Source organism: Enterobacter cloacae complex sp. P40C2, assembly GCF_014930695.1.
Lineage (GTDB): Bacteria > Pseudomonadota > Gammaproteobacteria > Enterobacterales > Enterobacteriaceae > Enterobacter > Enterobacter pasteurii.
This window is the reverse complement of the sequence record NZ_JADBRP010000017.1, coordinates 1-25,774: the sequence shown is the minus strand read 5'-3', so window position 1 is coordinate 25,774 and position 25,774 is coordinate 1. Positions and strand designations below refer to the sequence as shown.

Here is a 25,774-nt window from a genome sequence, read left to right as displayed (position 1 = left end):
CATGCAAGCGGCAACTGTTGTTATTAACCGCCGCGCTCTGCGACACAACCTGCAACGACTGCGTGAGCTGGCACCCGCCAGCAGGCTCGTTGCAGTCGTGAAAGCGAACGCTTACGGTCACGGTCTTCTTGAGACCGCGCGAACGCTCCCCGATGCCGACGCCTTTGGCGTCGCCCGTCTCGAAGAAGCTCTGCGCCTGCGCGCGGGCGGCATAACGCAACCGATTCTGCTCCTCGAAGGCTTTTTTGACGCCGCCGATCTGCCGACCATTGCCGACCAGCATCTGCACACCGCGGTACACAATGAAGAACAGCTGGCCGCGCTGGAAACGGCCGGGCTGAGCGAGCCGGTTACCGTGTGGATGAAGCTCGACACGGGCATGCACCGTCTGGGCGTGCGCCCGGAAAACGCAGAGGCCTTTTATCAGCGCCTGTGCCGGTGCAAAAATGTGCGCCAGCCGGTGAATATTGTCAGCCACTTTGCCCGTGCCGATGAGCCTGAATGCGGTGCGACCGAGCAGCAGCTTGATATCTTCAACACCTTCTGCGAAGGCAAGCCGGGGATGCGCTCGATTGCGGCGTCCGGCGGTATTCTGCTGTGGCCGCAGTCGCACTTCGACTGGGCGCGCCCGGGCATTATTCTTTATGGCGTTTCGCCTCTGGAGCACAAACCCTGGGGGCCGGACTTTGGCTTCAGGCCGGTTATGTCGCTGGTGTCAAAGCTGATTGCCGTGCGCGAGCACAAAGCGGGGGAACCGGTGGGCTACGGCGGAACCTGGACCAGCGAGCGCGATACGCGCCTCGGCGTGGTGGCGATGGGCTACGGGGACGGTTATCCGCGCGCTGCCCCAACGGGTACGCCGGTGCTGGTCAACGGCCGGGAAGTGAAGATTGTCGGCCGCGTGGCGATGGATATGATTTGTGTCGATCTGGGGCCAGACGCGCAGGATAAGGCGGGTGATGAAGCGGTTATGTGGGGGGAAGGCCTGCCCGTTGAGCGCATTGCTGAAATCACAAAAGTGAGTGCTTACGAACTTATTACGCGGCTGACGTCGCGGGTGGCGATGAAATACATCGACTAACACATTGTCCGGGAAGGGATATGTCACCATCTGAAATGGCTGCTTGTCTGGCCTATGCAATCTCCGTCTGGCTGGCGGCCAGAAACAATATCAATACGTGGTGGATCGGCATTCTCGGCAGCGGGCTATACGCCTGGGTCTTCTATTCGGTGCAGCTCTATGCCGATGTCACCCTACAGCTCTTCTTCATCATCACGAGCATAACGGGGTGGATACACTGGCTTAAAGGGCACCGTGGAGATGTATTACCTGTACGGCGAACCAGGCCTGGGCATATTGCTATTTTGCTAGCCTGCGCCACGATTGTGGCGGCGGGGTATGGACTGATATTGCATCTCTACACCAATGCCTGGGCCCCCTGGCTGGACTCCCTTATTTTAACATTTAGCGTCCTTGCTCAGTTTATGTTGATGGGACGGCGCCTGGAAAACTGGTACGTGTGGCTGGCAGTAAACACGCTGGCAGTTCCGCTGTATGCGACGAGAGAGCTGTATCTGACGGCCGGTTTATACCTGGCGTTTTGGTGTAATGCCTGGCACGGACTGTATCAATGGCGTAAGGAACTCCGTACGCAATGAAGCGTTACGCAACCGGCCTGGTCGTGGGCAAATTTGCACCTTTACATTTAGGCCATGAAGCGCTTATCCATGCAGCGCTCGTACAGTGCGATACGGTCGTTATCATCAGCTATTCGTCGCCTGAAATACCGGGCTACGAGCCAGAAAAGCGGCTTCACTGGTTACAGACGCGTTTCCCTCAGTGCCGCCACCTTGTGCTGTCTGAGCAGGTGATGGCGACCCACGATATTGCGCCACCGCCACCGAATGACGCTGGCGACGATCTCCATCGTCACTACGTTGCCACGCTGTGTGAAGACGTTCTGCACTGTCAGCCGCAGGCGGTATTCACCGCAGAAGACTATGGGGACGGTTTTGCGGGTGTGTTAAGCCAGCGTTTCGGATCCCCGGTTACGCACGTGCGGCTTCAGCGCCCGAAGGGTCCTGATGCGCCCTCAGGCACGCTTATTCGCTCCGATGTTCATCGCTACCGTGAGATGCTCCCGGCGGAGGTTTACCGGAGTTTTGTCTTTCGAATTTGCTTATTAGGCGGCGAATCGACGGGCAAAAGCACGCTTTCCCGGGCGTTGGCAGCAGCACTTAACGCGCCCTGCGTCGCTGAGTTCGGGCGCGAATACTGGGAGGAAAAGAACGGAGTACTGGAATGCGACGATCTCCTGCATATTGCGCGTGAGCAGGTGCGGCGTGAGGAAGCAGCCAGCACGGCGCCTTATCTGATCTGCGATACGTCGCCCTTAACCACGCTGTTTTATACGCTCGACCAGTATGGCTCGGCGCCTCAGGCGCTGCACGACCTAGCCCGGCGGGACTATTCGCTGGTTATACTGTGCGGCGATGAATTTCCATTTGTACAGGATGGTACCCGGCAAGGCGCGGCGTTTCGCCACAGGCAGCAGGCGTGGTATATCGCTGAACTGGCGCGCCGAAACATCCCGTATTTACACGTCACAGGGTCGACGTCTGAGCGTATCGAACAAATTCGTCGGCATATACAGAAACGGTTTTCATAACCTTCTCGATCTTCTCCTGCTTCCGGTTTATTGTGGAATTCCCTGCCGCAAAAAAAATCCGGAGAACATCGCGTGTTTCAGAAAGTAGACGCCTACGCCGGCGACCCTATCCTCTCCTTGATGGAGCGTTTCAAAGAAGATCCTCGCAGCGATAAAGTGAACCTCAGCATCGGTCTTTATTACAACGAGGACGGCATTATTCCTCAGCTACAGGCCGTTGCCGAAGCTGAAGCGCGTCTTAACGCCACGCCGCACGGTGCTTCGCTTTATCTGCCGATGGAAGGGTTAAACGCTTACCGCAATACCATCGCGCCGCTGCTGTTTGGTGAGGACCACGCGGTGCTCGCGCAAAAGCGCGTGGCGACTATCCAGACGCTGGGTGGCTCGGGTGCGCTGAAGGTGGGCGCCGATTTCCTGAAAAAATATTTCCCGGATTCCGGCGTATGGGTCAGCGACCCGACGTGGGAAAACCACGTGGCCATTTTTGAAGGCGCGGGCTTTAAGGTCGCGACCTATCCGTGGTTTGACAGCGAAACCAACGGCGTGCGCGTTGACGCGCTGCTTGAAAAACTCAATACCCTGCCGGAGCGCAGCATCGTGCTGCTGCACCCGTGCTGCCATAACCCGACCGGTGCCGATCTTACGAATACGCAGTGGGATGCGGTAATCGAAGTGCTGAAGGCGCGAAACCTGATCCCGTTCCTCGACATTGCCTACCAGGGCTTTGGCGCGGGCATGGAGGAGGACGCGTACGCCATTCGCGCTATCGCCAGCGCGGGGCTGCCTGCTCTGGTCAGCAACTCCTTCTCGAAAATCTTCTCACTGTACGGCGAGCGCGTTGGCGGCCTTTCCGTGGTGTGTGACGATGCTGAAGCGGCAGGCCGCGTGCTCGGCCAGCTTAAAGCGACGGTCCGCCGGATCTACTCCAGCCCGCCGAATTTTGGCGCGCAGGTGGTGGCGACCATCCTGGGCGACGAACAGCTGAAAGCCAGCTGGCTTGCGGAGGTGGAAGCGATGCGTAAGCGCATTCTGTCGATGCGCCAGGAGCTGGTTAACGTGCTGAAAGAGGCGGTGCCGGGGCATAACTTCGACTATCTGCTCAAGCAGCGCGGGATGTTCAGCTACACCGGGCTAAGCGCTGCGCAGGTCGATCGCCTGCGCGAAGAGTTCGGCGTCTACCTGATCGCCAGCGGCCGCATGTGCGTGGCGGGGCTGAACGCCAGCAACGTTCAGCGCGTGGCGCAGGCCTTTGCTGCCGTCATGTAAGCACTCACTAACTTTCCCTCTCCCTGTGGGAGAGGGTCGGGGTGGGCATCAGGCTGCTCAGGTCGATGTCCCGCTTTGTGATCTTCTTCTTTTTATTCAGCTTCATAAGTAAAAACTCCTTTCCATCCCCTCCCGTCGGGGTTATGGTCGGATAGTTTTTTGACCATCCACTCAAATTAAAACGATAACAAGCTGAATATTCAGGGGAAAATATGCGCAAGATCACACTGGCGCTCAGCGCCGCCTGCTTATTGTTCTCGCTTAATAGCGCCGTAGTGGCGCGAGCCTCCGCACCAACGCCGCTTTACACCGGAACCACCGCCGCCATTCTTGCCGAACAGGCGCCCATTCACTGGGTCTCTGTGGCACAAATTGAAAACAGCCTGACGGGTCGGCCGCCGATGGCCGTGGGTTTCGACATTGACGACACCGTTCTCTTCTCCAGCCCCGGCTTCTGGCGCGGCAAAAAAACTTATTCGCCGGGCAGCGAAGCCTATCTGAAAAACCCGGAATTCTGGGAAAAGATGAACAACGGCTGGGATGAGTTCAGTATCCCGAAAGAGGTTGCCCGCGCGCTTATCGCCATGCACGTAAAGCGCGGCGACAGCATCTACTTTGTAACCGGGCGCAGCCAGACCAAAACCGAAACCGTATCGAAAACGCTGCAGGATGATTTCCTGATCCCGGCAGCCAGCATGAACCCGGTCATTTTTGCCGGTGACCATGAAGGGCAAAACACCAAAACCCAGTGGCTGGAAAAGAAAAACATCAGGGTGTTCTACGGCGATTCGGATAACGACATCACTGCGGCGCACGACGTGGGAGCCAGAGGCATCCGGGTGTTACGCGCCTCGAACTCGACCTACCGGCCGTTGCCAATGGCCGGAAAATTTGGCGAAGAGGTGATCGTTAACTCCGAATATTGAGGCGTTAGCGGCGGGTTGATTCTTTTTTAAGCAAATCTCGCCGCGCGGGTTTTACCTTTCGCTTTCTTGCTGCACACTTAGAAAGATTCATCTTTCAACACGGAGCAGCACATGTGGTATCAACAGACCCTGACCCTAAGCGCAAAACCACGCGGATTTCACCTTGTGACGGACGAAGTCATCGGTCAAATCCGCGACCTGTCGCGCGTTAAAACGGGTTTACTGCATCTGCTGCTTCAGCACACCTCAGCTTCTCTCACGCTTAATGAAAATTGCGATCCCACCGTCCGGTCCGATATGGAAAGACATTTCCTGAAAAGCGTTCCGGATAACGCTCCGTATGAGCATGATTACGAGGGGGCGGACGATATGCCTTCGCATATCAAATCCTCTTTGCTGGGCGTCTCGCTGATGCTGCCGGTCCACAATGGACGCCTGCTTTTGGGTACCTGGCAGGGGATCTGGCTGGGAGAGCATCGCATTCACGGTGGTTCGCGTAAAATTATCGCAACGCTACAAGGGGAATAATGATGACAATTTCGGAGATACTTCAGTACTGCATGAGCAAGCCTGGCGCGGAACAAAGCGTTCACAGCGACTGGAAAGCCACGCAGATCAAAGTGGGTGACGTACTGTTCGCGATGGTGAAAGAGGTGGAGGGACGTCCTGCGGCGTCGCTGAAAACCAGCCCGGAACTGGCCGATTTACTGCGCCAGCAGCACGATGACGTCAGGCCAAGCAAGCATCTGAACAAAGCGCACTGGAGTACGGTGTTTCTCGACGGCTCGCTGCCGGGATCGCAGATTTACTATCTGGTGGACGCGTCGTATCAACAGGCGGTTGAGCTGCTGCCGGAAACAATTCGACAGCAGCTCTCCGTGTGACGATTACAGCAGTGGTTTGAGGAAGCGCGCGGTGTGCGAGGCTTCGCACTCTGCAACGGTCTCTGGCGTACCGGAGACGAGGATTTCACCGCCGCCGCTGCCGCCTTCCGGGCCGAGATCGACAATCCAGTCCGCGGTTTTAATCACGTCCAGGTTGTGCTCAATGACCACGATAGTGTTGCCCTGATCGCGCAGCTGGTGCAGCACGTCCAGCAGCTGCTGGATATCCGCAAAGTGCAGGCCGGTGGTCGGCTCGTCCAGAATATACAGCGTCTGACCGGTACCGCGTTTGGACAGCTCACGCGCCAGCTTCACGCGCTGCGCTTCCCCGCCGGACAGCGTCGTCGCTGACTGTCCCAGACGAATATAGGTCAGACCCACGTCCATCAGCGTTTGCAGCTTGCGTGCCAGCGCAGGGACGGCGTCAAAGAACTCGCGCGCCTCTTCGATGGTCATATCCAGCACTTCGTGAATGGTCTTGCCTTTGTACTTAATCTCCAGCGTTTCGCGGTTATAGCGCTTGCCTTTGCACTGGTCGCACGGCACGTAGATATCCGGCAGGAAGTGCATTTCAACCTTGATTACGCCGTCGCCCTGGCACGCTTCACAGCGGCCGCCGCGCACGTTAAAGCTGAAGCGTCCTGGCGTATACCCGCGCGAGCGCGCTTCCGGCACGCCGGCAAACAGTTCACGTACGGGCGTAAAGACGCCGGTATAGGTCGCCGGGTTGGAGCGCGGCGTGCGGCCAATCGGGCTCTGGTCGATATCGATAACCTTATCGAAATGCTCCAGCCCCTGAATGTCGCGGTACGGCGCAGGTTCGGCCAGCGTCGCGCCGTTCAGCGCCGTCTGCGCAATCGGGAACAGCGTATCGTTGATCAGCGTCGATTTACCGGAACCGGACACGCCGGTAATACAGGTGAACAGCCCGACGGGCAGCGTCAGGGTCACGTCTTTCAGGTTGTTGCCGCGCGCCCCGGTTAGCTTCAGCACTTTTTCCGGGTTCGCTGCCACGCGCTGTTTCGGCACTTCAATCTTGCGCTTTCCGCTCATGTACTGACCGGTCAGCGACTCCGGCACCGCCATAATGTCTTTCAGCGTTCCTTCCGCAACCACTTGGCCGCCGTGCACGCCAGCGCCCGGGCCGATGTCAATCACGTGGTCTGCGGCGCGAATTGCGTCTTCGTCGTGCTCAACAACGATCACCGTGTTGCCAAGGTTGCGCAGGTGAACCAGCGTGCCGAGCAGACGTTCGTTATCGCGCTGGTGCAGGCCGATAGACGGCTCATCCAGCACGTACATCACGCCGACCAGGCCCGCGCCAATCTGGCTCGCCAGACGAATACGCTGGGCTTCACCGCCGGACAGGGTCTCCGCGGAGCGGGAAAGCGTCAGGTAGTTCAGGCCGACGTTAACGAGGAACTTCAGACGGTCGCCGATCTCTTTCAGCACTTTTTCGGCGATTTTCGCCCGCTGGCCGGAGAGCTTCAGGTTGTTGAAGAAGTCCATCGCGTGGCCGATGCTCATGTCTGAGATGGTCGGCAGCGCCGTGTTTTCAACAAACACGTGGCGCGCTTCGCGACGCAGGCGCGTCCCCTCGCAGGTGGCGCAGGAGCGGTTGCTGATGAACTTCGCCAGCTCCTCGCGCACCGCGCTGGATTCGGTCTCTTTGTAGCGGCGCTCCATGTTGTGCAGCACCCCTTCGAACGGGTGACGGCGCACGGAGGTATCGCCGCGATCGTTCATGTATTTGAACTCGATGTTCTCTTTACCGGAGCCGAACAGGATCACTTTGTGCACGGTTGCGCTCAGGCTTGCCCACGGGGCTTCGACGTCGAACTTATAGTGCTCCGCCAGCGATTTCAGCATCTGGAAGTAGTAGAAGTTACGCTTATCCCAGCCGCGAATGGCCCCGCCCGCCAGCGACAGCTCCGGGTTCTGGATCACGCGGTCCGGATCGAAGTACTGCTGCACGCCCAGGCCGTCGCAGGTTGGGCATGCGCCCGCCGGGTTATTGAACGAGAACAGGCGCGGTTCCAGCTCGCGCATGCTGTAGCCGCAAATCGGGCAGGCGAAGTTAGCGGAGAACAGCAGCTCTTCCGCTTTTGCGTCGTCCATGTCGGAAACCACCGCCGTGCCGCCGGAGAGCTCCAACGCCGTTTCAAAGGATTCCGCCAGACGGGTCGCCAGATCGTCACGCACCTTAAAGCGGTCAATCACCACTTCGATGGTGTGTTTCTTTTGCAGCTCCAGCTTTGGCGGATCCGACAGGTCACACACTTCGCCATCGATACGGGCGCGGATATAGCCCTGGCTTGCCAGGTTTTCCAGCGTTTTGGTGTGCTCGCCCTTGCGCTCTTTAATAATTGGCGCAAGCAGCATCAGGCGTTTGCCTTCCGGCTGCGACAGCACGTTATCCACCATCTGGCTTACGGTCTGCGCCGCCAGCGGGACGTCGTGGTCCGGACAGCGCGGCTCGCCCACGCGCGCATACAGCAGACGCAGGTAGTCATGGATTTCGGTAATCGTACCGACCGTGGAGCGCGGGTTATGCGACGTGGATTTCTGCTCAATGGAGATAGCAGGCGATAACCCTTCAATATGGTCTACATCCGGTTTTTCCATCAGCGACAGGAACTGACGCGCGTACGCCGAGAGCGATTCAACGTAACGACGCTGTCCTTCGGCATACAAGGTGTCGAAAGCCAGTGAGGATTTGCCAGACCCCGAAAGCCCGGTCACGACGATAAGTTTGTCGCGAGGGATTATGAGGTTGATATTCTTGAGATTATGGGTGCGGGCGCCCCGAACTTCGATCTTATCCATTCACCTTTCCCGGTTGGAACACGGATTGCCTGATTTGTTTGAAGGACAAACGGCTGTCAGAAACGGCTAATTATGACACAAAATGACCTGTTTGAATATACAGTATTGGAATGCATTTTCTGATTGTCTGTGTAACAATGTCGAGTCCGCGAGAGAACTCTGGAACATGCTACGCAACTATCAAAGTGTCGCATGGAAATGGTACACTCGCGCGTTTACACTATTAAGAAACGTATTCAGGAGACACGAACATGGCCAGCAGAGGCGTAAACAAGGTGATTCTCGTCGGTAATCTGGGCCAGGACCCGGAAGTACGCTACATGCCGAGTGGTGGCGCAGTTGCCAACATTACGCTGGCTACTTCCGAATCCTGGCGTGATAAAGCGACCGGTGAAATGAAAGAGCAGACCGAATGGCACCGCGTAGTGCTGTTTGGCAAGCTGGCAGAAGTGGCCGGTGAATATCTGCGTAAAGGCTCTCAGGTTTACATTGAAGGCCAGCTGCGCACCCGCAAATGGACCGATCAATCCGGTCAGGAAAAATACACCACGGAAGTGGTGGTCAACGTTGGCGGCACCATGCAGATGCTGGGTGGCCGTCAGGGCGGCGGCGCACCAGCGGGTGGCGGTCAGCAGCAGGGCGGCTGGGGCCAGCCTCAGCAGCCACAGGGCGGCAACCAGTTCAGCGGCGGCGCGCAGTCTCGTCCGCAGCAGCAGTCTGCTCCGGCACCGTCTAACGAACCGCCAATGGATTTTGACGACGACATCCCGTTCTGATTGTCTTCAGCACTAAAAAAAGCCCTGCTGTTGCAGGGCTTCTTGTTTAATACTCATCACGTTATATTGGGTACCTGACCCATATCATCCGCGAGGAGCTATGCCACAACAACTCTTTGATCCCGCAGACGTTCAGAAGACATTCGCAATGCTCACGGTGGATAACCACAACGCTGCGTTGCTGAATGAAATTTCCCCTTGCGCGTCAGTGGATGAAGAACTGTGCTTTGGCCCATTCCCGCCGGGATATCATTTTGTCAGAGCTGAAAATCGAATTGCTGATATTCCTAATGAGCACTTTGAACTGGCGCTGGTCAATGAAATTACGCAGGAGATTGTTTACTACAATCGCGTGATTTATCAGAAAGATGCATTTTTAAATTACATGCCAGTGACGCAAATTCTGATATGGCGCTCGCCTAAACCGTCGCACCGTGGCGTGTTGCGCGATTTGCCAGGAAAAGTGTTTTCTCACTATTTACTGGAAAAATACAACGTCATTGTTACAGACCGCCATCAGACACGAGATGGTATGAGCTTCTGGCAGTCGCGTCTATATGATGCCATCGCCAGTGGGCATCATTTGTATGCGTACGACATGAGCACCTGTGAAATGCGGCCGATTGTGAAAGACAGTGATATAGGCGATCAGGTGAACTGGCTTTGGGGCGATGAAGAGCACCACCAGAACCGACTGGCGATTATCAGTAAATTTCCGCTGCCGATTAGCGCGTAGGTGTGTTAGTGCGCGATGGTCAAAGCGGCTACGGGCGGTAAAAAACTACACCACCACGCACATCGGCCTGCCCGATACCGGCTCCGGATGGATTTCCGCCTCCACGTTAAACACGGCTTTCAGCAACGCGGGCGTCATCACCTCCTCTGGCGTACCCTGCGCCATCACGCGTCCGCTTGCCAGCACCACCAGATAATCGCAGTAGCGGCTTGCCTGATTTAAATCGTGCAGCACTGCGATCACCGTTTTTCCCTGCGTCCTGAGGTCACCCATCAGACGCATCAGCTCAACCTGATGATTAATGTCCAGATACGTCGTTGGCTCATCAAGCAGTACGACGGGGGTATCCTGCGCCAGCACCATTGCCAGGAACGCGCGCTGGCGCTGGCCGCCAGACAGTTCGGTTAACCGCCGGTCAGCCAGAGCGTGGGTCTGGGTCTGGCTCATGGCCACGTTAACGCGGGCGTTGTCTTCAACGGATAAACGCCCCCATAGCGGTAGCCACGGGCTGCGGCCATAAGAGACCAGTTCCCGAACGGTGATCCCCTCGGGCGTTAAATGGTGTTGCGGCAGCAAGGCCAGACGACGAGCCAGCTGGCGGGCCGTCATGCCTGCGACAGGCTGTTCATCAAGCAGTATCGTCCCGGACTCTGGGGTTAACAGCCGGGAAAAGCAGTTCAGGAGCGTCGATTTTCCACAGCCGTTCGGGCCGAGCAGCGCGGTGATCTTTCCCGCAGGCAGCGTAAGAGATAGCCCGTCGAGCACCGTTTGCGTGCCGTAGCGGAGGGACAGATTTTCAGTTCGTAACGTCATTTATCGCATTCTCACAAGCAGCCAGACGAACCACGGCGCGCCGATAATCGCGGTCATAACGCCTGCCGGAAGCTCCAGCGGCGGATGGATCACCCGCGCCAGCAGGTCGGCAATGACCAGTAACAGCGCGCCCGTCAGGGCAGAAACGGGCAGCAGCCTGCGGTGTCTTCCGCCGGTAATTTTTCGCACCATATGCGGCACCACGAGGCCGATAAAGCTGACGGGGCCGCAGACGGCCACGCCGGTTGCGGTCATGGCAACCGCCAGCAGGAGGCCCCGAAACCGGGTACGGGATACCGATACGCCGAGCGTGGCTGCCCGGGCATCGCCCAGGGCCAGCAGGTCAAGATCGCGGCAGAAACGCAGGCTCAGGGGCAGAAATACCATCAGCAGCGGCACGGCAATTTTCACAAAGGTCCAGTCGCGTCCCCACAGGCTGCCGGTCAGCCACGTCAGGGCACTGTTCACATCCTGCGGGTGCAGGAGCATGAGGTAATCCGTCAGGCTTGCCCAGCAGGCTGAAAGGGCGACCCCCGTCAGCGCCAGCTTCATCGCCTGTCGGGTATTTGCCAGCATTTTCAGCAGGAAAAGACCCGCCATGCCTCCGGCAAACGCCAGCAGCGGCAGGACCATTACCGGCAGCGACGGGATAAGCAGCAAAGCGCCCACCGAGGCAAGGCTGGCGGCATGGTTGATGCCGAGAATATCCGGCGAGGCCAGGGGATTACGTACGATCCCCTGCACCAGCACGCCCGCCACCGCGAGGGCCGCCCCGACAAACAGCGCCAGCAGCAGGCGCGGCAGGCGGTAATCCATCAATACGTAATAGTGCTCGCGTCCGGGCTGCCAGTCGGTCAGCAGCGAACGCCACGGAACGAGGATTACGCCCAGATGGAGCGACAGCAGGGAACACCCTGCCAGGGCAAGCACGATGGCCAGCACCTTTTTCATCCCCGCCTCCTGACCAGCCAGACAAAGCAGGGGGCACCGGCCAGCGCCAGCACCGCGCCGGCGGGAAGATCGCCGGGGAAAGCCAGCGCGCGGGCGAGTACATCAGCCAGCAGCATAAACATCGCGCCCAGCAGCATGCTCATCGGCAAAACGCTGCGCTGATCGAATCCTGTCCAGTAGCGTGCCAGATGCGGCATCAGCAGCCCGATAAAGGCCACCGGCCCCGCCACGCTGACGCAGGCTCCCACCAGAAGTAGCACCAGTACGTTGATGATGAGGCGCAGCCTCGGCAGATCCACCCCCAGCGTATGGGCGGTGCTGTCGCTGACGTTAAGCAGATTCAGCTGCTTCGCCAGCAGCAACACGACCGGCGCGGCAATGGCCACCACCGGCAGGAGCTGCCAGAACTCCTGCCAGCGGGCGTGTGAAACGCCCCCTGCCAGCCAGTAGAAAATGCCGTAAGCGTGATCTTCCGCCAGCAGCAGCGTAATGCGGGTCAGGGCCATGCAAAAGGCCGACAGGGCGATACCCGCGAGGATCAGCCTGTTTCTGTCCTGCGTATGGCGAAATCCGCCGCCTGCGGTCATCACCAGCAGCCAGCTCGCGCCGCCGCCGCATGCGGCGATGAAGGAGAGGGAAAAACCGGCCACCGGCGTCGGGCTCAGCGCGCTGGTGAGCGCCATGGCCAGCGCTGCCCCGCTGTTAATGCCGAGCAGGGAAGGAGAGGCCATGGGGTTATGCGTCAGGGTTTGCAGGAGCGAGCCTGCAAGGGCCAGGCTTGCACCGGTCAGGATCGCAACCAGGCTGCGCGGTAGCCTGAGGTTTTGCACCAGCGCCTCGGGGAGCGTCGGCGCGTGGCCAGGCAGCAGGGCGCGAAAAGCGTCAGCCCCGGAAACGGGAATGGCCGAGTAGCAAAACAGGCTCAGCCAGAAAAGAAGCAAGAGCGCGACAGCGGGGAGGCCCCACCGTAGCGCCGGATGTCTGATAGGCATTATTTCACATCGGATAAAGGCTGGTGATGAACGATTTTTACCGTATCGCTGGCGATGCGCTCGGCGGCGAAAATACCGCGCATCCGCGCCCAGGCGTTGCTGTCGACCGAAACAACCTGCTGTTTTTGCGCCGCGGTTAACATCTGCCAGAGCGGATCCTGCTGCCAGCGCTTAACGATGCTCTCTTCGCGATAATGCGCAACCAGCAGCCAGGCCGGATTGAGCGCCAGCAGCTGCTCCAGCCCAACAGACGGCATGGATGCCCCGGCCATCGCCGTCGGCACCTTTAGCCCCAGGGCGGTCAGGACGCTGCCGGTATAGGTCTCCCGGGTGTGCAGGTTGAACTGCTGTTCCCGGGAGGTACCGAAGATCGCCAGCGTTCCCTTTGGCAGCTGGCTGGCCCACTGCGCCATCAGCTGTTTATGACGCGCCAGCCTGGCCTTCATCTGTGCTGATTTCCCCACAACGTCGCCGATGAGGGCGGCAGACTGCAGGTTTTCCGCGTACGTTTCGTTCCGTGACTTGAGCAATAATACCGGAGCAATATTCTGCAACGCGCCATAGATGCCTGAATGACGGCTGCTGTCGGCAATAATCAGGTCCGGCTTCAGGGCACTTATCGCCTCCAGGCTCGGCTGCGCACGCGTGCCGACGGACTGCCAGGGCTTCAGCCGCGCGCGCACCTCGGGGAGGATGCGGTTGGTATCGTTATCGTCGGCAATACCGACCGGGCTGACGTCTACGGCGGCCAGCGCGTCCGCGAACGACAGCTCCAGTACCACGATCCGTTGCGGCGTTTTATCCAGCGTAAACGTGCCGCGTTCGTCCTGAACCGTGACGGCAAAGGCGTGGCCGGCGATCAGCAGCAGAGCGGCGAAAAGGGTGCGTAATGGTGTGAACATGTGAGTAGCCTGTGTCCTGTAGCGCTTCGCTGACCCGACCTGCAAAACCCGCGTGCAGGTCGGGCTGGCGGGAGTTAAAACTTCAACGACCCCTGCATATACAGCGTGCGCGGCTGGCCAGCGTAGATGCCTTTGTTGTTGTCGTCGTAAGAGCGGGTGAAGTACGCCTGGTCGAAGATGTTTTTCACCCCGAACGCCAGGTTGAGATCGGCCATCCGTGGGCCAAAGTCGTACGCCACGCGCGCGCCCCAGAGCATAAAGCCAGGAATGCGTCCGGTGCTGCCGTCGGCGCTCTCTTTAACGGTGTTGGCGTTATCCGCAAACTGGCTGGACTGGAAATCGCCGTTCAGGTTGAACGTCCAGCTGCCCGGCCTGTAGTCCACGCCCAGAGTACCTTTGTGTTTCGGGGAGAACGGCACCTGATTGCCATAGGTGTCGCCTTTCTCGCGGATCTCAGCATTCACGTAGGCGTAGCTTGCGTAAACAGAGACGTTATCCAGCGTCGGGGTCAGGGTACCGAGATCGTAACGAGCCTGGGTTTCCAGCCCGGTGTGGCGCGTTTTGCCGCGCGCGGTGACGGTGTCGTTAGTCTGGTTGGAGTCGTACTGATTGTTAAAGTTAATCAGGAACAGCCCCATTTCCGCCGTCAGCGCCCCATCGTCGTATCGGGTGCCGAGCTCCCAGGTTCGCGCTTTTTCCGGTTCCACATTGCCGCTTTGCACAGCCTTGCCAATCTGGCTGTACTGTACGGTGCCGAACGAGCCTTCGGTGTTTGCATAAAGATTCCAGCTGTCAGTCAGGTGATAGAGCACGTTTAGTGCCGGAAGCGGGGCGTTGTAGCTCACTTCCTGGTGCGTGCCTTTGATGCCGTTGTTCTGGTATGACTCGATATGTTCAAAACGCATGCCCGGCGTGATGGTCCAGTTGCCGACGTCAATTTTGTCATCCAGATACCAGGCGTGCGCCTCGGTACCGGAGCGGGTGTCACGGTCGTAAGGGCTTGAACCGGACGGCAGCTGGCCGCTACGGGTGGCGGTGTAGTAGCGCATTTCGTGGGTGGATTCATTCACGTAGCGATAACCTACGCCCACTTCGTGCGCGGTCGGGCCGATCGTAAAGCTCTGGCTGTAACGTGGCTCGATGCCGCGTACCCAGTAGTTTCGCGGGGAGAGCGTGATACGTTTCCCCTGCTCCAGATAGCCACTGCGCAGGGTTTGGGTATAAAAGCCCTGAACGGTAAACTTATGCTGACCGTCAGGCTGGTACTGATAGCCCAGGCTTGCCAGCTTGCGACGGCCCCAGAAACGATCGTACGGACGGGTAGATTGCCAGCGGTCGGCGTTGTAATCCGCGCGGGACAGGCCGCCGGGCATATCTGCTTCGCCGTCGTAGTATTGCAGCAGGCTGGTAAAGCTGTGCACGTCGTTCGGCGCATATTTGCTTTTCAGCATCAGGTCGTCGATGCGGGTTGCGCTGTGCTCGCGCCAGTCGCTGCCGCGGGTGCCGGAGTAGAGCAGGGCAGTGCCGAATCCGCTATCCGCCGTGCCGCCCACCATCAGGTTGTGGGTCTCTTTCGGGTTGTTTTGTGAAGAGGTGGGGCTGAGCTGGCCTTCCACCCCCGCTTCGATGCCGAAATCCTGTGGGATCGCGCGGGTAACAAAGTTCACCACGCCGCCCACGCTTTGCGGCCCGTAGCGAACCGCTCCGCCGCCGCGCACCACGTCAATCGCATCCATGTTGCCGAGCGAGACGGGTGCAAGCGAGAGCTGCGGCTGGCCGTAAGGGGCAAACGGCACAGGAATACCGTCCATCAGCACGGTCGAGCGGCTGGCCAGACGCGGGTTGAGGCCGCGAATACCAAAGTTCATCGCCAGATCGTGGCTGCCGGTTCCGTTATTGTCCGGGGCGTTAACGCCGGGAATGCGGTTGAGCACTTCGCGCGTGGTGGTTGCGCCGGTTTTGGCGAAATCCTCACGGCGGATCGCATCGCGCGCGCCGGCATGTTCGAATACGTCGTTTTCACGCGCTTCGCCCAGCCAGTCTCCTGATACGATCAGCGCATCTTCCTGTGGGGCGGGAGCAGGCTCCAGCGTCCAGCTGTTGTTACCCAGCGCTTTAACCTGCAGGCCACTGCCGTTCAGCAGCTGCTGCAGGCCGCTTTCGACGCTGTAGTCGCCGTGCAGACCGTTACTTTGCCTGCCGCGCGTCAGGCTGGCGTCAACCGACAGGGTAATTCCGCTGCGTGCGGCATACTGGTTAAGCGCTTTATCGAGCGTGCCCGGTGCGATATCAACCTGTACGGCGAAGGCGGATAGCGAAAGCCCGGCCAGCGGCAGCAGGCTCAGGCGAATGGCGTTAACCAAAGGTGTTGCTGAGTGAAAAACGCGTAAAGGCGTCATACCTTCTCCATCATCATTTTTGTTGTATTCAGCTATGAGTCGAACGAGAAGGGTAAAAAGGACAATCGAAATGAGAATTATTTTTCTTACGCTGGAGAGAGGGTGATCCAGTAGCGCGTAACTGACTGAATTTTCACCGGCAGCGTCTGTGCTATAACGTTCAGAACCGCATCGGTATCTTTTAGCGGGAAGGTGCCGCTCAGCCGTAGTTGCGCCACCGCCGGATCGCAGCGCAGTACGCCGCTGCGGTAGCGGCTCAGCGTGGCAATAACCTCACCCAGCGGTTTATCGCTAAAGCTCAGCACCCCCTGCGTCCAGCTGGCGCTTTCCTCCTCCGCCGGCATCGTCTCGCCGAACTCAGCGTCGCTGAACCGCAGGCTTTCGCCAGCGTTTACGATGCGTTTTTCCTGAGGATGGCGTGCCAGTGAAACCTCAACGGCATGCTGCTGGACCGTGAGCAGCGTGGTGTTGTCCTGATGCAGCACGGAGAAGCGCGTGCCTAACGCGGTGAGCTGGCCCTGGCGGGTCAGAACGCGGAAAGGCCGCTGGCGCGCATCTTTAGCGGTAGCGACGGCAATTTCGCCGTACCAGAGCCGGACGGTACGCTGATGCTCGTCAAAACGAACATCCGCTGCGCTCTGCGTGTTGAGCGCGAGCAGTGAACCATCCTCCAGCCGCTGATGGCTGACCGCGCCTCTGGCGGTACGGTAGTCGGCACGCAGGCCTTCCCCGGCTTCAGAGTGCCAGAGCTGCCAGCCGCCGCCGACGCCGAGCAACAGCAGCAGACCTTTCATGACGTGGCGACGGGTAAGACGGGTGTCCTGCAGCGCCCGGCTGGCAACCTTACCCGGCACGCGGCCGAGCTGGCTGCGCAGGTTTTCGACCTGCTGCCAGGCCCACTGATTATCCTGGTCCTCTTCATACCACTGCTGCCAGCGCGCTTCCTGCTGCGGGCTGACGCGTTCGCCGCTTAATACCGCATACCAGTGCGATGCCGAGCGCAGCGCCCGGCGGCGGGAGTCGGTTACGGAAGGATTCACAGGCCGTGCTCCAGGCGAAACAGCAGGCAGTGCTCAACGGCCTTTGCCACGTATTTTTTTACCGAGCTGACGGAGACGGACTGCCTTTGGGCAATCTCGCTGTAGGAAAGACCCTCGAGCTGTGACAGCAAAAAAGCCTCGCGCGTTTTGCCGCTGAGCCCGTCAAGCATGGCGTCGATAAGCTGTAGGGTTTCCAGCTGGCTTTCGCGCGCTTCCGGTGACGGTGCCAGCGCCTCTGGCATAAGCGCCAGCATCTCCAGGTAGGCTTTTTCCAGCGCGTTTCGGCGAAAGAGATCGACCATCACCCGTTTAGCAACCGTGCACAGGAAGGCGCGCGGATCGCGGATTGTGGTCAGGGCGTCACTGCCCATCACCCGCAGGAAGGTGTCCTGCGCGATATCATCGGCATCAAAGGTGGACTGCAGTTTGCGGGTAAGCCAGTTTTTCAGCCAGCCGTGATGCGCGCCGTAAAGCGATTCGAGGGTCAAAGAAGCTGTGTTGGCGGCGCGGTCAGACATGCGGAATGCATCAAAAGTTAATCATCACGCCGCTATATTAATATGAGAATGGTTATCATTACAATTGGAAATAAAAAAGCCTCCCGCAGGAGGCTTTCAACAGTTTGTTATCAAAAGATAATCAGGTAATGACCATCGGCCAGTCTGGTGGCGTATGGCTCATGGCTTCCACCATTACCACTTTAATGTTTTCCCAGACGGCGGCCATATCCATCAGCGTAATGCCGAGCAGACCTGTCGCGAACCAGCACGCGGCGCCTAGTCCCAGCAGGGTGCTAATGACGGCAAGACCCGCGTAATCCGATTTTCGAAACTGAATGTTTAACGTGCTGGCCAGGAACATCAAAACCGCGCTTAACAACGGCCAGCGCAGGAGTACCATGCTGGTGGTAATGGTTGCCATAAAACCCATCCTCGACAGAGCAGACGAACTGGAATGAAACAATGTTTCTCGTTACATAAGATGTGTGAACTATATCACATTTGCTGTTTTATTCGCCAGTCTCTGCGCGTCGAAAAAAGGGGATTTATAGCTCAGGAAAATATATCTCCGTCGCGTAAATCAGCATCTCTGCGGTGCAGAGAACAGATAATGTAAGAAAAACGGGCGCTTATTAACGACGGCATGCAGGCGCTGGCGTCGCTCAACGCCCGGCGTTCGCTGAAAAAGCTGCACCAGCCGGCGGCATGGGGCAAATCTCTCCTGGGGCGGCGCCGGAGCTCTCCTTCAGCGCAGGCGTGGTTGAAGCGTGAGCGGCAGCGGGAAACTCAGCAATACTGACCCGTGCCGATAATGCCTTATATGACGCCAGGCGTACGGAAAAACGGAAAACGGTCCTGGCATCTGATTATTTATAAATCAGCACGGGAACAAATAGCCCCTATTTCATGTTGGCGGACTTTTCACTTCTGCCGCGGGTAATTATTTCCTTACCTTAAACGAAACGAATACTTTTAGTTTGGCTTACGGGAAAATATTATCGTCATCATGAAATTTCAGATTTTTAATACCAAAAGTCAGTTGCTAACTTCGCATGATTCATGCAACGTAATCACCTGTTTTTCAAAGCAGCCGGCCTTGATTGCCGCAGGCGTACAACATGCAGGGATATAGAGCGGGAAATGAATCGTAGCGCGCGGCGCAAGGTGCTCAGAGCGGTAGGGATTATCATGGTAGTCATGCTGCCGGTGATGCTTGCGCTATGGTTTGCCCAGCTGAGAGCCGTGTCGGAAACCAGTTCCCAGCTTCGCACGTTTGCTGAACTTGCTTTAGACAAAACTGAACTGGTTATTCAACAGATTGGTCTGGCGCAGGACGAGGCGGAAAAATATCAGGGTAAAGTTTGTACGCCGGAGCATCGTCAATATATGTTGAACGTTGTCCGCGGCCGCCTGTTTGTTGCTGATTTAATTTATGCTGAAGGTCAGAGTTTTCTTTGTTCGACCATTTCTACACCGGCACATCCTTATACGATCTCCACTGCCAATTACAATCGTAAGCCCGACGTTGCCATCTATTATTTTCGCGATACGCCATTTTTTAACGGCTATAAAATGATATATGTGCAGCGCGGACATAATGTGGTGGTGGTTAATCCGCTTTCATATAGCGAAGTGATGTCAGACGATCGTGCCCTGGCGTGGGGCGTGTATGACACCGTCAGCAATGCTTTTTTTTCCGTTAGCCAGAAAGCCAATATTTCCTTATTAAGCTCGATGATTGGACATAAGGACGCGGCGTTTCAAAAGGATGACCGGTTTTATACGATCGTGAAATCGGAAACGCGGCCCATTGCCGCCATCGTTTCAACCTCCAGCGCCCGCTTTTATCAAACGCTTTATCATCAGGCTACCCTGACTCTCCCGCTGGGGATGATTTGCAGCATTATTATTCTGCTGGTGTGGTCCCGCACGCACCGTGAATTTAATTCCCCTGGCCGCCTTCTGCACCGGGCGCTGAATAAGCGGCAGCTTTGCGTACATTATCAGCCCATTATTGATATTAAAAATAACCAGTGCGTGGGTGCAGAGGCGCTGCTGCGCTGGCCCGGCTTTAACGGACAGGTCATGAGCCCGGCGGAGTTTATTCCTCTGGCCGAAAAAGAGGGGATGATTGAGCGCATAACGGATTACGTCGTGGAGGAGGTGTTCAGCGATTTGGGGCATTTTCTTGCCGCTCATCCTCATCTCTATATCTCGATTAACCTGTCGGCCTCGGACTTCCACTCCTCGCGTCTTATCGCGCTGATCTCAGACAAAGCCCGCTATTACGCGGTTCGCGCGCAGCAGATCAAAATTGAGGTGACGGAGCGTGGCTTTATTGATGTGCCCAAAACCACGCCGGTGATTCAGGCGTTCCGCCAGGCGGGCTATGAAGTGGCGATTGATGATTTCGGAACCGGCTACTCTAACCTGCATAACCTCTATTCGCTGAACGTCGATATTCTGAAAATCGACAAATCCTTTATCGATACCTTAACCACCAACAGCACCAGCCACCTGATTGCCGAGCACATCATAGAGATGGCGCAAAGCCTGCGGCTGAAAACCATTGCGGAAGGGGTCGAGACGGGGGATCAGGTGAGCTGGCTGCTGAAACGCGGCGTGCAGTACTGTCAGGGATGGCACTTCGCGAAAGCGATGCCGCCCCAGGCGTTTATGGCCTGGCAGCAGCAGCCATCGCGTTAACACGCATTAATTAAGCTGATGGCGGTAGTCGCTCGGCGTACGGTCAAACTCGCGGCGGAACACGCGGGAAAACGTTTGTTGCGACACATAACCCAAATCCATCGCGATATCAAAAATGGGCCGCTGCGTAGAGCGTAACGCCTGTGCCGCCAGCAGCAGCCTGCGCTGGCGGATATAGTCCCCGAGCGTCTGGTGCATCACGGTGCGGAACATTCTCTGAAGATACCATTTCGAATAGCCCGACTTCTTAGCGACCACATCAATGCTTAACGGCTGGTCGATGTGTTCATCAATCCATTCAATAAGCGTCTGAATAATTTGCTGATGCGACATAAGGTTACCCCTCTGTGGAGACATCTGTCCTGGTTGATTCGTCGTTTTCTCTGCGGGGGAGTATAATTCCTCAAGTTAACTTGAGGTAAAGAGGTTTTATGGAAAAGAGATTGCCGCGCATCAAAGCGCTGTTAACCCCCGGTGAAGTGGCTAAGCGAAGCGGCGTGGCGGTGTCGGCGCTTCACTTCTATGAAAGCAAAGGGTTAATAAAAAGTATCCGTAACGCCGGAAACCAGCGGCGCTACACCCGTGACGTGCTCCGCTACGTGGCCATCATTAAAATTGCGCAACGTATCGGCATCCCCCTGGCCACGATTGGGGACGCGTTCGGCGTGTTGCCGGAAGGGCACTCCCTGAGCGCAAAAGAGTGGAAGGAGCTGTCGTCCCAGTGGCGAGAGGAGCTGGACCGGCGTATTCATACCCTGGTAGCGCTGCGCGATGAGCTGGACGGATGCATTGGCTGCGGGTGCTTATCCCGTAGCGATTGCCCGCTACGTAACCCGGGCGACAGGCTGGGCGAGCAGGGGACGGGGGCGCGCCTGCTGGAGGAAGATTGAGCCTGCGCCGCCTGTTGCCGTGTAAAAGCATCAAAAACTAAAGCGCCACAAGGGCGCTTTAGTTTATTTCCGGTCTTTGTCTTTCGCTCTATCCCGCTGGTTCACGGGAGGGTTTCCCCCGACGTCAGCACCCCTCGTGTCGAGCTTGTGGAGGAGGTTCCGGTTTGTGCTGACACTTTAATTCTAAGCGTGGTGGTCGTTTTTTCCAGCGGGGACGGTCGGATTTTAGCCGAATTTTTTTCGTGAAGTTGTTCAGTTTTCTATAGTTAATAAGTATGACTCACAGGAGAACATCATGCTAACGGTCCACCACCTTAACCAGTCTCGTTCACATCGCGTCCTCTGGGCGCTGGAGGAGCTGGGGCTGACGTATGAGATTGTGCGCTACCAGCGCGAAAAATCCATGCTGGCGCCTGACTCGCTCAAAAAAGTGCATCCGCTGGGTAAATCCCCGGTGCTGGAAGATAACGGACTGGTTCTGGCCGAGTCGGGGGCTATCCTGGAATATCTTCAGGAAACGTACGATCCGGAATCACGATTTAAGCCGTTAGATCCCGCCAATAAAGTGCAGTATCGATTCTGGCTCCACTACGCCGAAGGTTCGCTGATGCCGCTGCTGTTAATGAAGCTGGTCTTCAGCAGCCTGGGTAAACCTCCCGTACCGTTTGGCCTGCGCACGCTGGGTAAGGCGCTGGGGCAGGGGGTGCAAAAGGCATATCTCAACCGCCAGCTGGAAACGCACGCGCGTTTTATCAACGATTATCTGGCTAAGCGCCCCTGGTTTGCGGGCGACGCGCTGACCATGGCCGATATACAGATGAGTTTTCCGCTTTTTGCCCTGCTGGCGCGAGGCGGCATCGACAATCTGGACCATATTCAGGCGTGGAAGCAGAGAGTGGAAGCGCGTCCTGGCTGGCAGACCACGCTGGAGAAAGGCGGCCCGCTGACCATTCCCGGCGAGGAATGATCTGTAACGAAATTGCGCATGGACGATAACGTTTGCGCATCCTCTGATTACTTCTTCATCGTCATAAGGGAATTTTAGCGAAAAACGAGAAAGTTCAGTTGAAAAGGGCGGGTATTAGGCTGGATAATCGTTTGCCTAAATTTGACCACCCGTTTTGTAAGCGCGGAGCTAAACGTTTGCTTTTTTTGTGACGCCCCTTTCGTCGCAAACGCAGCACAAGGATTTGACGTTTCGCTGGCAGTGGAGTCTCCACCACGCTTACGGACTTTCTATAAAAACTCTCAGGGGATGTTTTCTATGTCTACGCCATCCGCGCGTACCGGCGGTTCACTTGACGCCATGTTTAAAATTTCTGCACGCGGCAGCACCGTGCGTCAGGAAGTCGTTGCCGGTCTGACGACGTTCCTGGCGATGGTGTACTCCGTTATCGTCGTGCCGGGCATGCTCGGCAAGGCCGGCTTCCCGCCAGCGGCGGTTTTTGTTGCTACCTGTCTGGTTGCGGGTGTTGGCTCTATTGTGATGGGCCTGTGGGCGAACCTGCCGCTGGCGATCGGTTGCGCCATCTCCCTGACCGCGTTTACCGCCTTCAGCCTGGTGCTGGGCCAGCAGATCAGCGTGCCGGTAGCGCTCGGCGCGGTATTCCTGATGGGGGTACTGTTCACCGTAATCTCTGCCACCGGCATCCGTAGCTGGATTTTGCGCAACCTGCCGCAGGGCGTGGCGCACGGTACCGGTATCGGTATCGGCCTGTTCCTGCTGCTGATTGCCGCGAACGGCGTGGGCCTGGTCATCAAGAACCCGCTGGACGGCCTGCCGGTTGCGCTGGGTAACTTCGCGAGCTTCCCGGTGATCATGTCGCTGGTGGGGCTGGCGGTAATTATCGGTCTTGAAAAGCTGAAGGTGCCGGGCGGCATTCTACTGACCATTATCGGCGTTTCCATCGTCGGCCTGATCTTCGATCCAGCCGTTCATTTCTCCGGTATCTTCGCCATGCCGTCGCTGAGCGACGACAACGGCAACTCTCTGATCGGCAGACTGGACATCGTGGGCGCGCTGAACCCGGTTATTCTGCCAAGCGTGCTGGCGCTGGTGATGACCGCCGTGTTTGACGCGACCGGTACCATTCGTGCCGTGGCCGGTCAGGCAAACCTGCTGGATAAAGACGGTCAGATTATCGACGGCGGCAAAGCGCTGACCACCGACTCCCTGAGCAGCGTCTTCTCTGGGCTGGTAGGGGCCGCGCCTGCGGCAGTGTACATTGAGTCCGCGGCGGGTACGGCGGCAGGCGGTAAAACCGGCCTGACGGCAATTACCGTCGGCGTGCTGTTCCTGCTGATCCTGTTCCTCTCGCCGCTCTCCTATCTGGTGCCGGCTTACGCGACCGCGCCTGCGCTGATGTACGTCGGCCTGCTGATGCTGAGCAACGTGGCGAAAATCGACTTTGCGGATTTCGTGGATGCCATGTCCGGCCTGATCACCGCGGTGTTTATCGTGCTGACCTGTAACATCGTTACCGGCATTATGATCGGTTTCGCCTCGCTGGTGATTGGCCGTCTGGTATCCGGCGAGTGGCGCAAGCTGAACGTCGGTACCGTGGTTATCGCCGTTGCGCTGGTCGCGTTCTACGCGGGCGGCTGGGCAATCTGAGTTAACCTTTGATGCGAAAACGGGTGGCTAAGGCCGCCCGTTTTTTTATTTTCAGGACTCATCCCGTTGTCTTTTGCGTTACTCTGGTGAGGATAGAATAAAAGGCACGACGCCTTCCGTAGTACATAAGTAACACAGCAAACAGGGAACGCATGGAAATTTTCTTCACAATACTCATCATGACCCTTGTGGTCTCATTATCCGGGGTGGTTACACGCGTACTGCCCTTCCAGGTCCCCCTGCCTTTAATGCAAATAGCTATCGGCGCGCTGCTGGCGTGGCCGACGTTCGGTCTGCACGTGGAGTTCGATCCGGAACTGTTCCTCGTGCTGTTTATCCCGCCGCTGCTGTTTGCCGATGGCTGGAAAACGCCGACGCGCGAATTTCTTGAGCACGGGCGAGAGATCTTCGGGCTGGCGCTGGCGCTGGTGGTCGTTACCGTGGTTGGGATTGGCTTCCTGATCTACTGGGCCGTACCGGGTATCCCGTTAATTCCCGCCTTTGCGCTGGCCGCCGTGCTGTCGCCTACCGACGCCGTGGCGCTGTCCGGCATCGTGGGCGAAGGCCGTATTCCAAAGAAAATCATGGGCATATTGCAGGGCGAGGCGCTGATGAACGACGCCTCCGGCCTGGTGGCCCTGAAGTTTGCCGTGGCGGTTGCCATGGGAACCATGGTCTTTACCGTGGGCGGCGCGACCCTGGAGTTCTTCAAGGTGGCGATTGGCGGCATCCTCGCAGGCTTTGTGGTGAGCTGGCTGTACGGCCGCTCGCTGCGCTTCCTCAGCCGCTGGGGCGGCGATGAGCCGGCGACGCAGATCGTTCTGCTGTTCCTGCTGCCGTTTGCCTCCTACCTGATTGCCGAACATATCGGCGTATCGGGCATTCTGGCGGCGGTAGCGGCGGGGATGACCATCACCCGTTCCGGCGTGATGCGCCGCGCGCCGCTGGCGATGCGCCTGCGCGCAAACAGCACCTGGGCGATGCTGGAGTTTGTCTTTAACGGCATGGTCTTCCTGCTGTTGGGCCTGCAGCTGCCGGGCATCATGGAATCCTCGCTTATCGCGGCAGAAGCGGATCCCAACGTTGAAGTCTGGATGCTGTTTACCGACATCGTGCTGATCTACATCGCGCTGATGCTGGTGCGTTTCGGCTGGCTGTGGACGATGAAAAAGTTCAGCGTTCGCTTCCTGACGAAAAAGCCGATGGAGTTCGGCTCCTGGACCACGCGCGAGCTGCTGATTGCCTCTTTCGCTGGCGTTCGCGGGGCGATTACCCTTGCCGGTGTGCTCTCTATTCCGCTGCTGCTGCCGACGGGCGACGTCTTCCCGGCGCGTTACGAACTGGTGTTCCTGGCGGCGGGCGTGATCCTCTTCTCGCTGTTTGTCGGCGTGATTATGCTGCCGATTCTGCTGCAACATATTGACGCGGGTGACTCTTCGCAGCAGCACAAAGAGGAGCGGATTGCCCGTGCGGCGACGGCAGAGGTGGCGATTGTGGCCATCGAGAAGATGGAGGAGCGTCTGGCAGCCGATGCCGAAGAGAATATTGATAACCAGCTGCTGAAGGAAGTCAGCTCACGCGTGATAGGTAATTTGCGTCGCCGTGCTGACGGACGTAACGACGTGGAAAGCTCGTTGCAGGAAGAGAACCTGGAGCGGCGTTTCCGCCTTGCGGCGCTGCGCTCCGAGCGTGCCGAGCTGTATCACCTGCGCGCGACGCGTCAGATCAGCAACGAGACGCTGCAAAAGCTGCTGCACGATCTGGATCTGCTGGAAGCGCTGCTGATAGAGAATCAGTAGCGCTGTTGCCCCTCACCCTGACCCTTTCCCCATAGGGGAGAGGGAACCGATCGAGCCCCTAGCCCTATGGGGAGAGGGGTTGGGG

General features: G+C 57.8%; 24 protein-coding genes. 14 read left to right on the top strand and 10 right to left on the bottom strand.

Annotated elements, in window-relative coordinates:
• Window position 1 precedes the first annotated feature (1 nt).
• The 7 genes from alr to IM304_RS20995 all read left to right on the top strand — a co-directional run bounded on the left by alr (window position 2) and on the right by IM304_RS20995 (window position 5,745).
• Window positions 2–1,081 (top strand): alanine racemase, encoded by a 1,080-nt coding sequence (alr, locus tag IM304_RS21025; RefSeq protein ID WP_176608954.1) that lies wholly within the window; start codon window positions 2–4, stop codon window positions 1,079–1,081.
• Between the two features lie 20 nt (window positions 1,082–1,101).
• A complete protein-coding gene (gene pnuC, locus IM304_RS21020) occupies window positions 1,102–1,659 on the top strand; it encodes a nicotinamide riboside transporter PnuC (RefSeq protein ID WP_193356419.1) in 558 nt (185 codons plus the stop codon).
• Window positions 1,656–2,669 carry an AAA family ATPase gene (locus IM304_RS21015; RefSeq protein ID WP_193356420.1) on the top strand — a complete coding sequence of 338 codons (1,014 nt, stop codon included), beginning with the start codon at window positions 1,656–1,658 and terminating at the stop codon, window positions 2,667–2,669. Before pnuC ends, IM304_RS21015 begins: the two co-directional genes overlap by 4 nt.
• 72 nt (window positions 2,670–2,741) lie before the next feature.
• Window positions 2,742–3,935 (top strand): aromatic amino acid transaminase, encoded by a 1,194-nt coding sequence (tyrB, locus tag IM304_RS21010; RefSeq protein WP_193356421.1) that lies wholly within the window; start codon window positions 2,742–2,744, stop codon window positions 3,933–3,935.
• 212 nt (window positions 3,936–4,147) lie between these two features.
• Window positions 4,148–4,861 carry an acid phosphatase AphA gene (gene aphA / locus IM304_RS21005; RefSeq protein ID WP_148422216.1) on the top strand — a complete coding sequence of 238 codons (714 nt, stop codon included), beginning with the start codon at window positions 4,148–4,150 and terminating at the stop codon, window positions 4,859–4,861.
• 111 nt (window positions 4,862–4,972) lie between these two features.
• The gene (locus tag IM304_RS21000) at window positions 4,973–5,389 is read left to right on the top strand and encodes a secondary thiamine-phosphate synthase enzyme YjbQ (protein WP_063159204.1); all 417 of its coding nucleotides are present in this window, start codon (window positions 4,973–4,975) and stop codon (window positions 5,387–5,389) included.
• 2 nt (window positions 5,390–5,391) lie between these two features.
• The gene (locus IM304_RS20995) at window positions 5,392–5,745 is read left to right on the top strand and encodes an MmcQ/YjbR family DNA-binding protein (protein ID WP_148422293.1); all 354 of its coding nucleotides are present in this window, start codon (window positions 5,392–5,394) and stop codon (window positions 5,743–5,745) included.
• Between the two features lie 3 nt (window positions 5,746–5,748).
• Here the strand turns inward: IM304_RS20995 and uvrA are convergent, their stop codons facing one another.
• Window positions 5,749–8,571 carry an excinuclease ABC subunit UvrA gene (gene uvrA, locus IM304_RS20990; RefSeq protein WP_176608951.1) on the bottom strand — a complete coding sequence of 941 codons (2,823 nt, stop codon included), beginning with the start codon at window positions 8,569–8,571 and terminating at the stop codon, window positions 5,749–5,751.
• A 251-nt stretch (window positions 8,572–8,822) separates the two neighbouring features.
• On the opposite strand from uvrA, the gene ssb1 reads away from it, so the two are divergent.
• The gene (gene ssb1 / locus IM304_RS20985; RefSeq protein ID WP_003860284.1) at window positions 8,823–9,347 is read left to right on the top strand and encodes a single-stranded DNA-binding protein SSB1; all 525 of its coding nucleotides are present in this window, start codon (window positions 8,823–8,825) and stop codon (window positions 9,345–9,347) included.
• 100 nt (window positions 9,348–9,447) lie between these two features.
• Window positions 9,448–10,083 (top strand): hypothetical protein, encoded by a 636-nt coding sequence (locus IM304_RS20980; RefSeq protein ID WP_193356422.1) that lies wholly within the window; start codon window positions 9,448–9,450, stop codon window positions 10,081–10,083.
• A gap of 45 nt (window positions 10,084–10,128) precedes the next feature.
• Here the strand turns inward: IM304_RS20980 and fecE are convergent, their stop codons facing one another.
• From fecE to IM304_RS20940, 8 genes are all read right to left on the bottom strand, one after another.
• Entirely contained in the window at window positions 10,129–10,896 is a 768-nt protein-coding gene (gene fecE / locus IM304_RS20975) for a Fe(3+) dicitrate ABC transporter ATP-binding protein FecE (protein WP_193356423.1), read from the bottom strand.
• The gene (fecD, locus tag IM304_RS20970; protein ID WP_193356424.1) at window positions 10,897–11,847 is read right to left on the bottom strand and encodes a Fe(3+) dicitrate ABC transporter permease subunit FecD; all 951 of its coding nucleotides are present in this window, start codon (window positions 11,845–11,847) and stop codon (window positions 10,897–10,899) included. It lies immediately after the preceding gene.
• Window positions 11,844–12,842 carry an iron-dicitrate ABC transporter permease FecC gene (fecC, locus tag IM304_RS20965; protein ID WP_176611146.1) on the bottom strand — a complete coding sequence of 333 codons (999 nt, stop codon included), beginning with the start codon at window positions 12,840–12,842 and terminating at the stop codon, window positions 11,844–11,846. The genes fecD and fecC overlap by 4 nt, the downstream gene beginning before the upstream one ends.
• On the bottom strand, window positions 12,839–13,741 hold the full coding sequence (locus IM304_RS20960) for a Fe(3+) dicitrate ABC transporter substrate-binding protein FecB (RefSeq protein WP_193356425.1): 903 nt from the start codon (window positions 13,739–13,741) through the stop codon (window positions 12,839–12,841). The genes fecC and IM304_RS20960 overlap by 4 nt, the downstream gene beginning before the upstream one ends.
• A gap of 74 nt (window positions 13,742–13,815) precedes the next feature.
• Window positions 13,816–16,140, bottom strand: coding sequence for a TonB-dependent Fe(3+) dicitrate receptor FecA (gene fecA / locus IM304_RS20955; RefSeq protein ID WP_193356426.1), 2,325 nt, complete (start codon window positions 16,138–16,140; stop codon window positions 13,816–13,818).
• Window positions 16,141–16,226: 86 nt separating this feature from the next.
• Entirely contained in the window at window positions 16,227–17,180 is a 954-nt protein-coding gene (gene fecR / locus IM304_RS20950) for a ferric citrate uptake sigma factor regulator FecR (protein WP_193356427.1), read from the bottom strand.
• Window positions 17,177–17,698 (bottom strand): ferric citrate uptake sigma factor FecI, encoded by a 522-nt coding sequence (gene fecI, locus IM304_RS20945; protein WP_020686643.1) that lies wholly within the window; start codon window positions 17,696–17,698, stop codon window positions 17,177–17,179. Before fecI ends, fecR begins: the two co-directional genes overlap by 4 nt.
• A gap of 121 nt (window positions 17,699–17,819) precedes the next feature.
• Window positions 17,820–18,101, bottom strand: coding sequence for a YjcB family protein (locus IM304_RS20940; RefSeq protein WP_148422198.1), 282 nt, complete (start codon window positions 18,099–18,101; stop codon window positions 17,820–17,822).
• 719 nt (window positions 18,102–18,820) lie between these two features.
• On the opposite strand from IM304_RS20940, the gene IM304_RS20935 reads away from it, so the two are divergent.
• On the top strand, window positions 18,821–20,386 hold the full coding sequence (locus IM304_RS20935) for an EAL domain-containing protein (RefSeq protein ID WP_193356428.1): 1,566 nt from the start codon (window positions 18,821–18,823) through the stop codon (window positions 20,384–20,386).
• Window positions 20,387–20,392: 6 nt separating this feature from the next.
• Here the strand turns inward: IM304_RS20935 and soxS are convergent, their stop codons facing one another.
• Window positions 20,393–20,719, bottom strand: coding sequence for a superoxide response transcriptional regulator SoxS (gene soxS / locus IM304_RS20930; RefSeq protein WP_148422194.1), 327 nt, complete (start codon window positions 20,717–20,719; stop codon window positions 20,393–20,395).
• A 98-nt stretch (window positions 20,720–20,817) separates the two neighbouring features.
• Here soxS and soxR point away from each other — a divergent pair, with 98 nt between their 5' ends.
• The 4 genes from soxR to IM304_RS20910 all read left to right on the top strand — a co-directional run bounded on the left by soxR (window position 20,818) and on the right by IM304_RS20910 (window position 25,689).
• Window positions 20,818–21,276, top strand: a complete 459-nt coding sequence (soxR, locus tag IM304_RS20925) for a redox-sensitive transcriptional activator SoxR (protein ID WP_176608944.1) — start codon at window positions 20,818–20,820, stop codon at window positions 21,274–21,276.
• A gap of 295 nt (window positions 21,277–21,571) precedes the next feature.
• Window positions 21,572–22,243 carry a glutathione S-transferase family protein gene (locus IM304_RS20920; RefSeq protein WP_193356429.1) on the top strand — a complete coding sequence of 224 codons (672 nt, stop codon included), beginning with the start codon at window positions 21,572–21,574 and terminating at the stop codon, window positions 22,241–22,243.
• 297 nt (window positions 22,244–22,540) lie between these two features.
• Window positions 22,541–23,890 carry a guanine/hypoxanthine transporter GhxP gene (gene ghxP / locus IM304_RS20915; protein WP_193356430.1) on the top strand — a complete coding sequence of 450 codons (1,350 nt, stop codon included), beginning with the start codon at window positions 22,541–22,543 and terminating at the stop codon, window positions 23,888–23,890.
• A 152-nt stretch (window positions 23,891–24,042) separates the two neighbouring features.
• On the top strand, window positions 24,043–25,689 hold the full coding sequence (locus IM304_RS20910) for a Na+/H+ antiporter (RefSeq protein WP_148422186.1): 1,647 nt from the start codon (window positions 24,043–24,045) through the stop codon (window positions 25,687–25,689).
• Window positions 25,690–25,774: the final 85 nt, after the last annotated feature.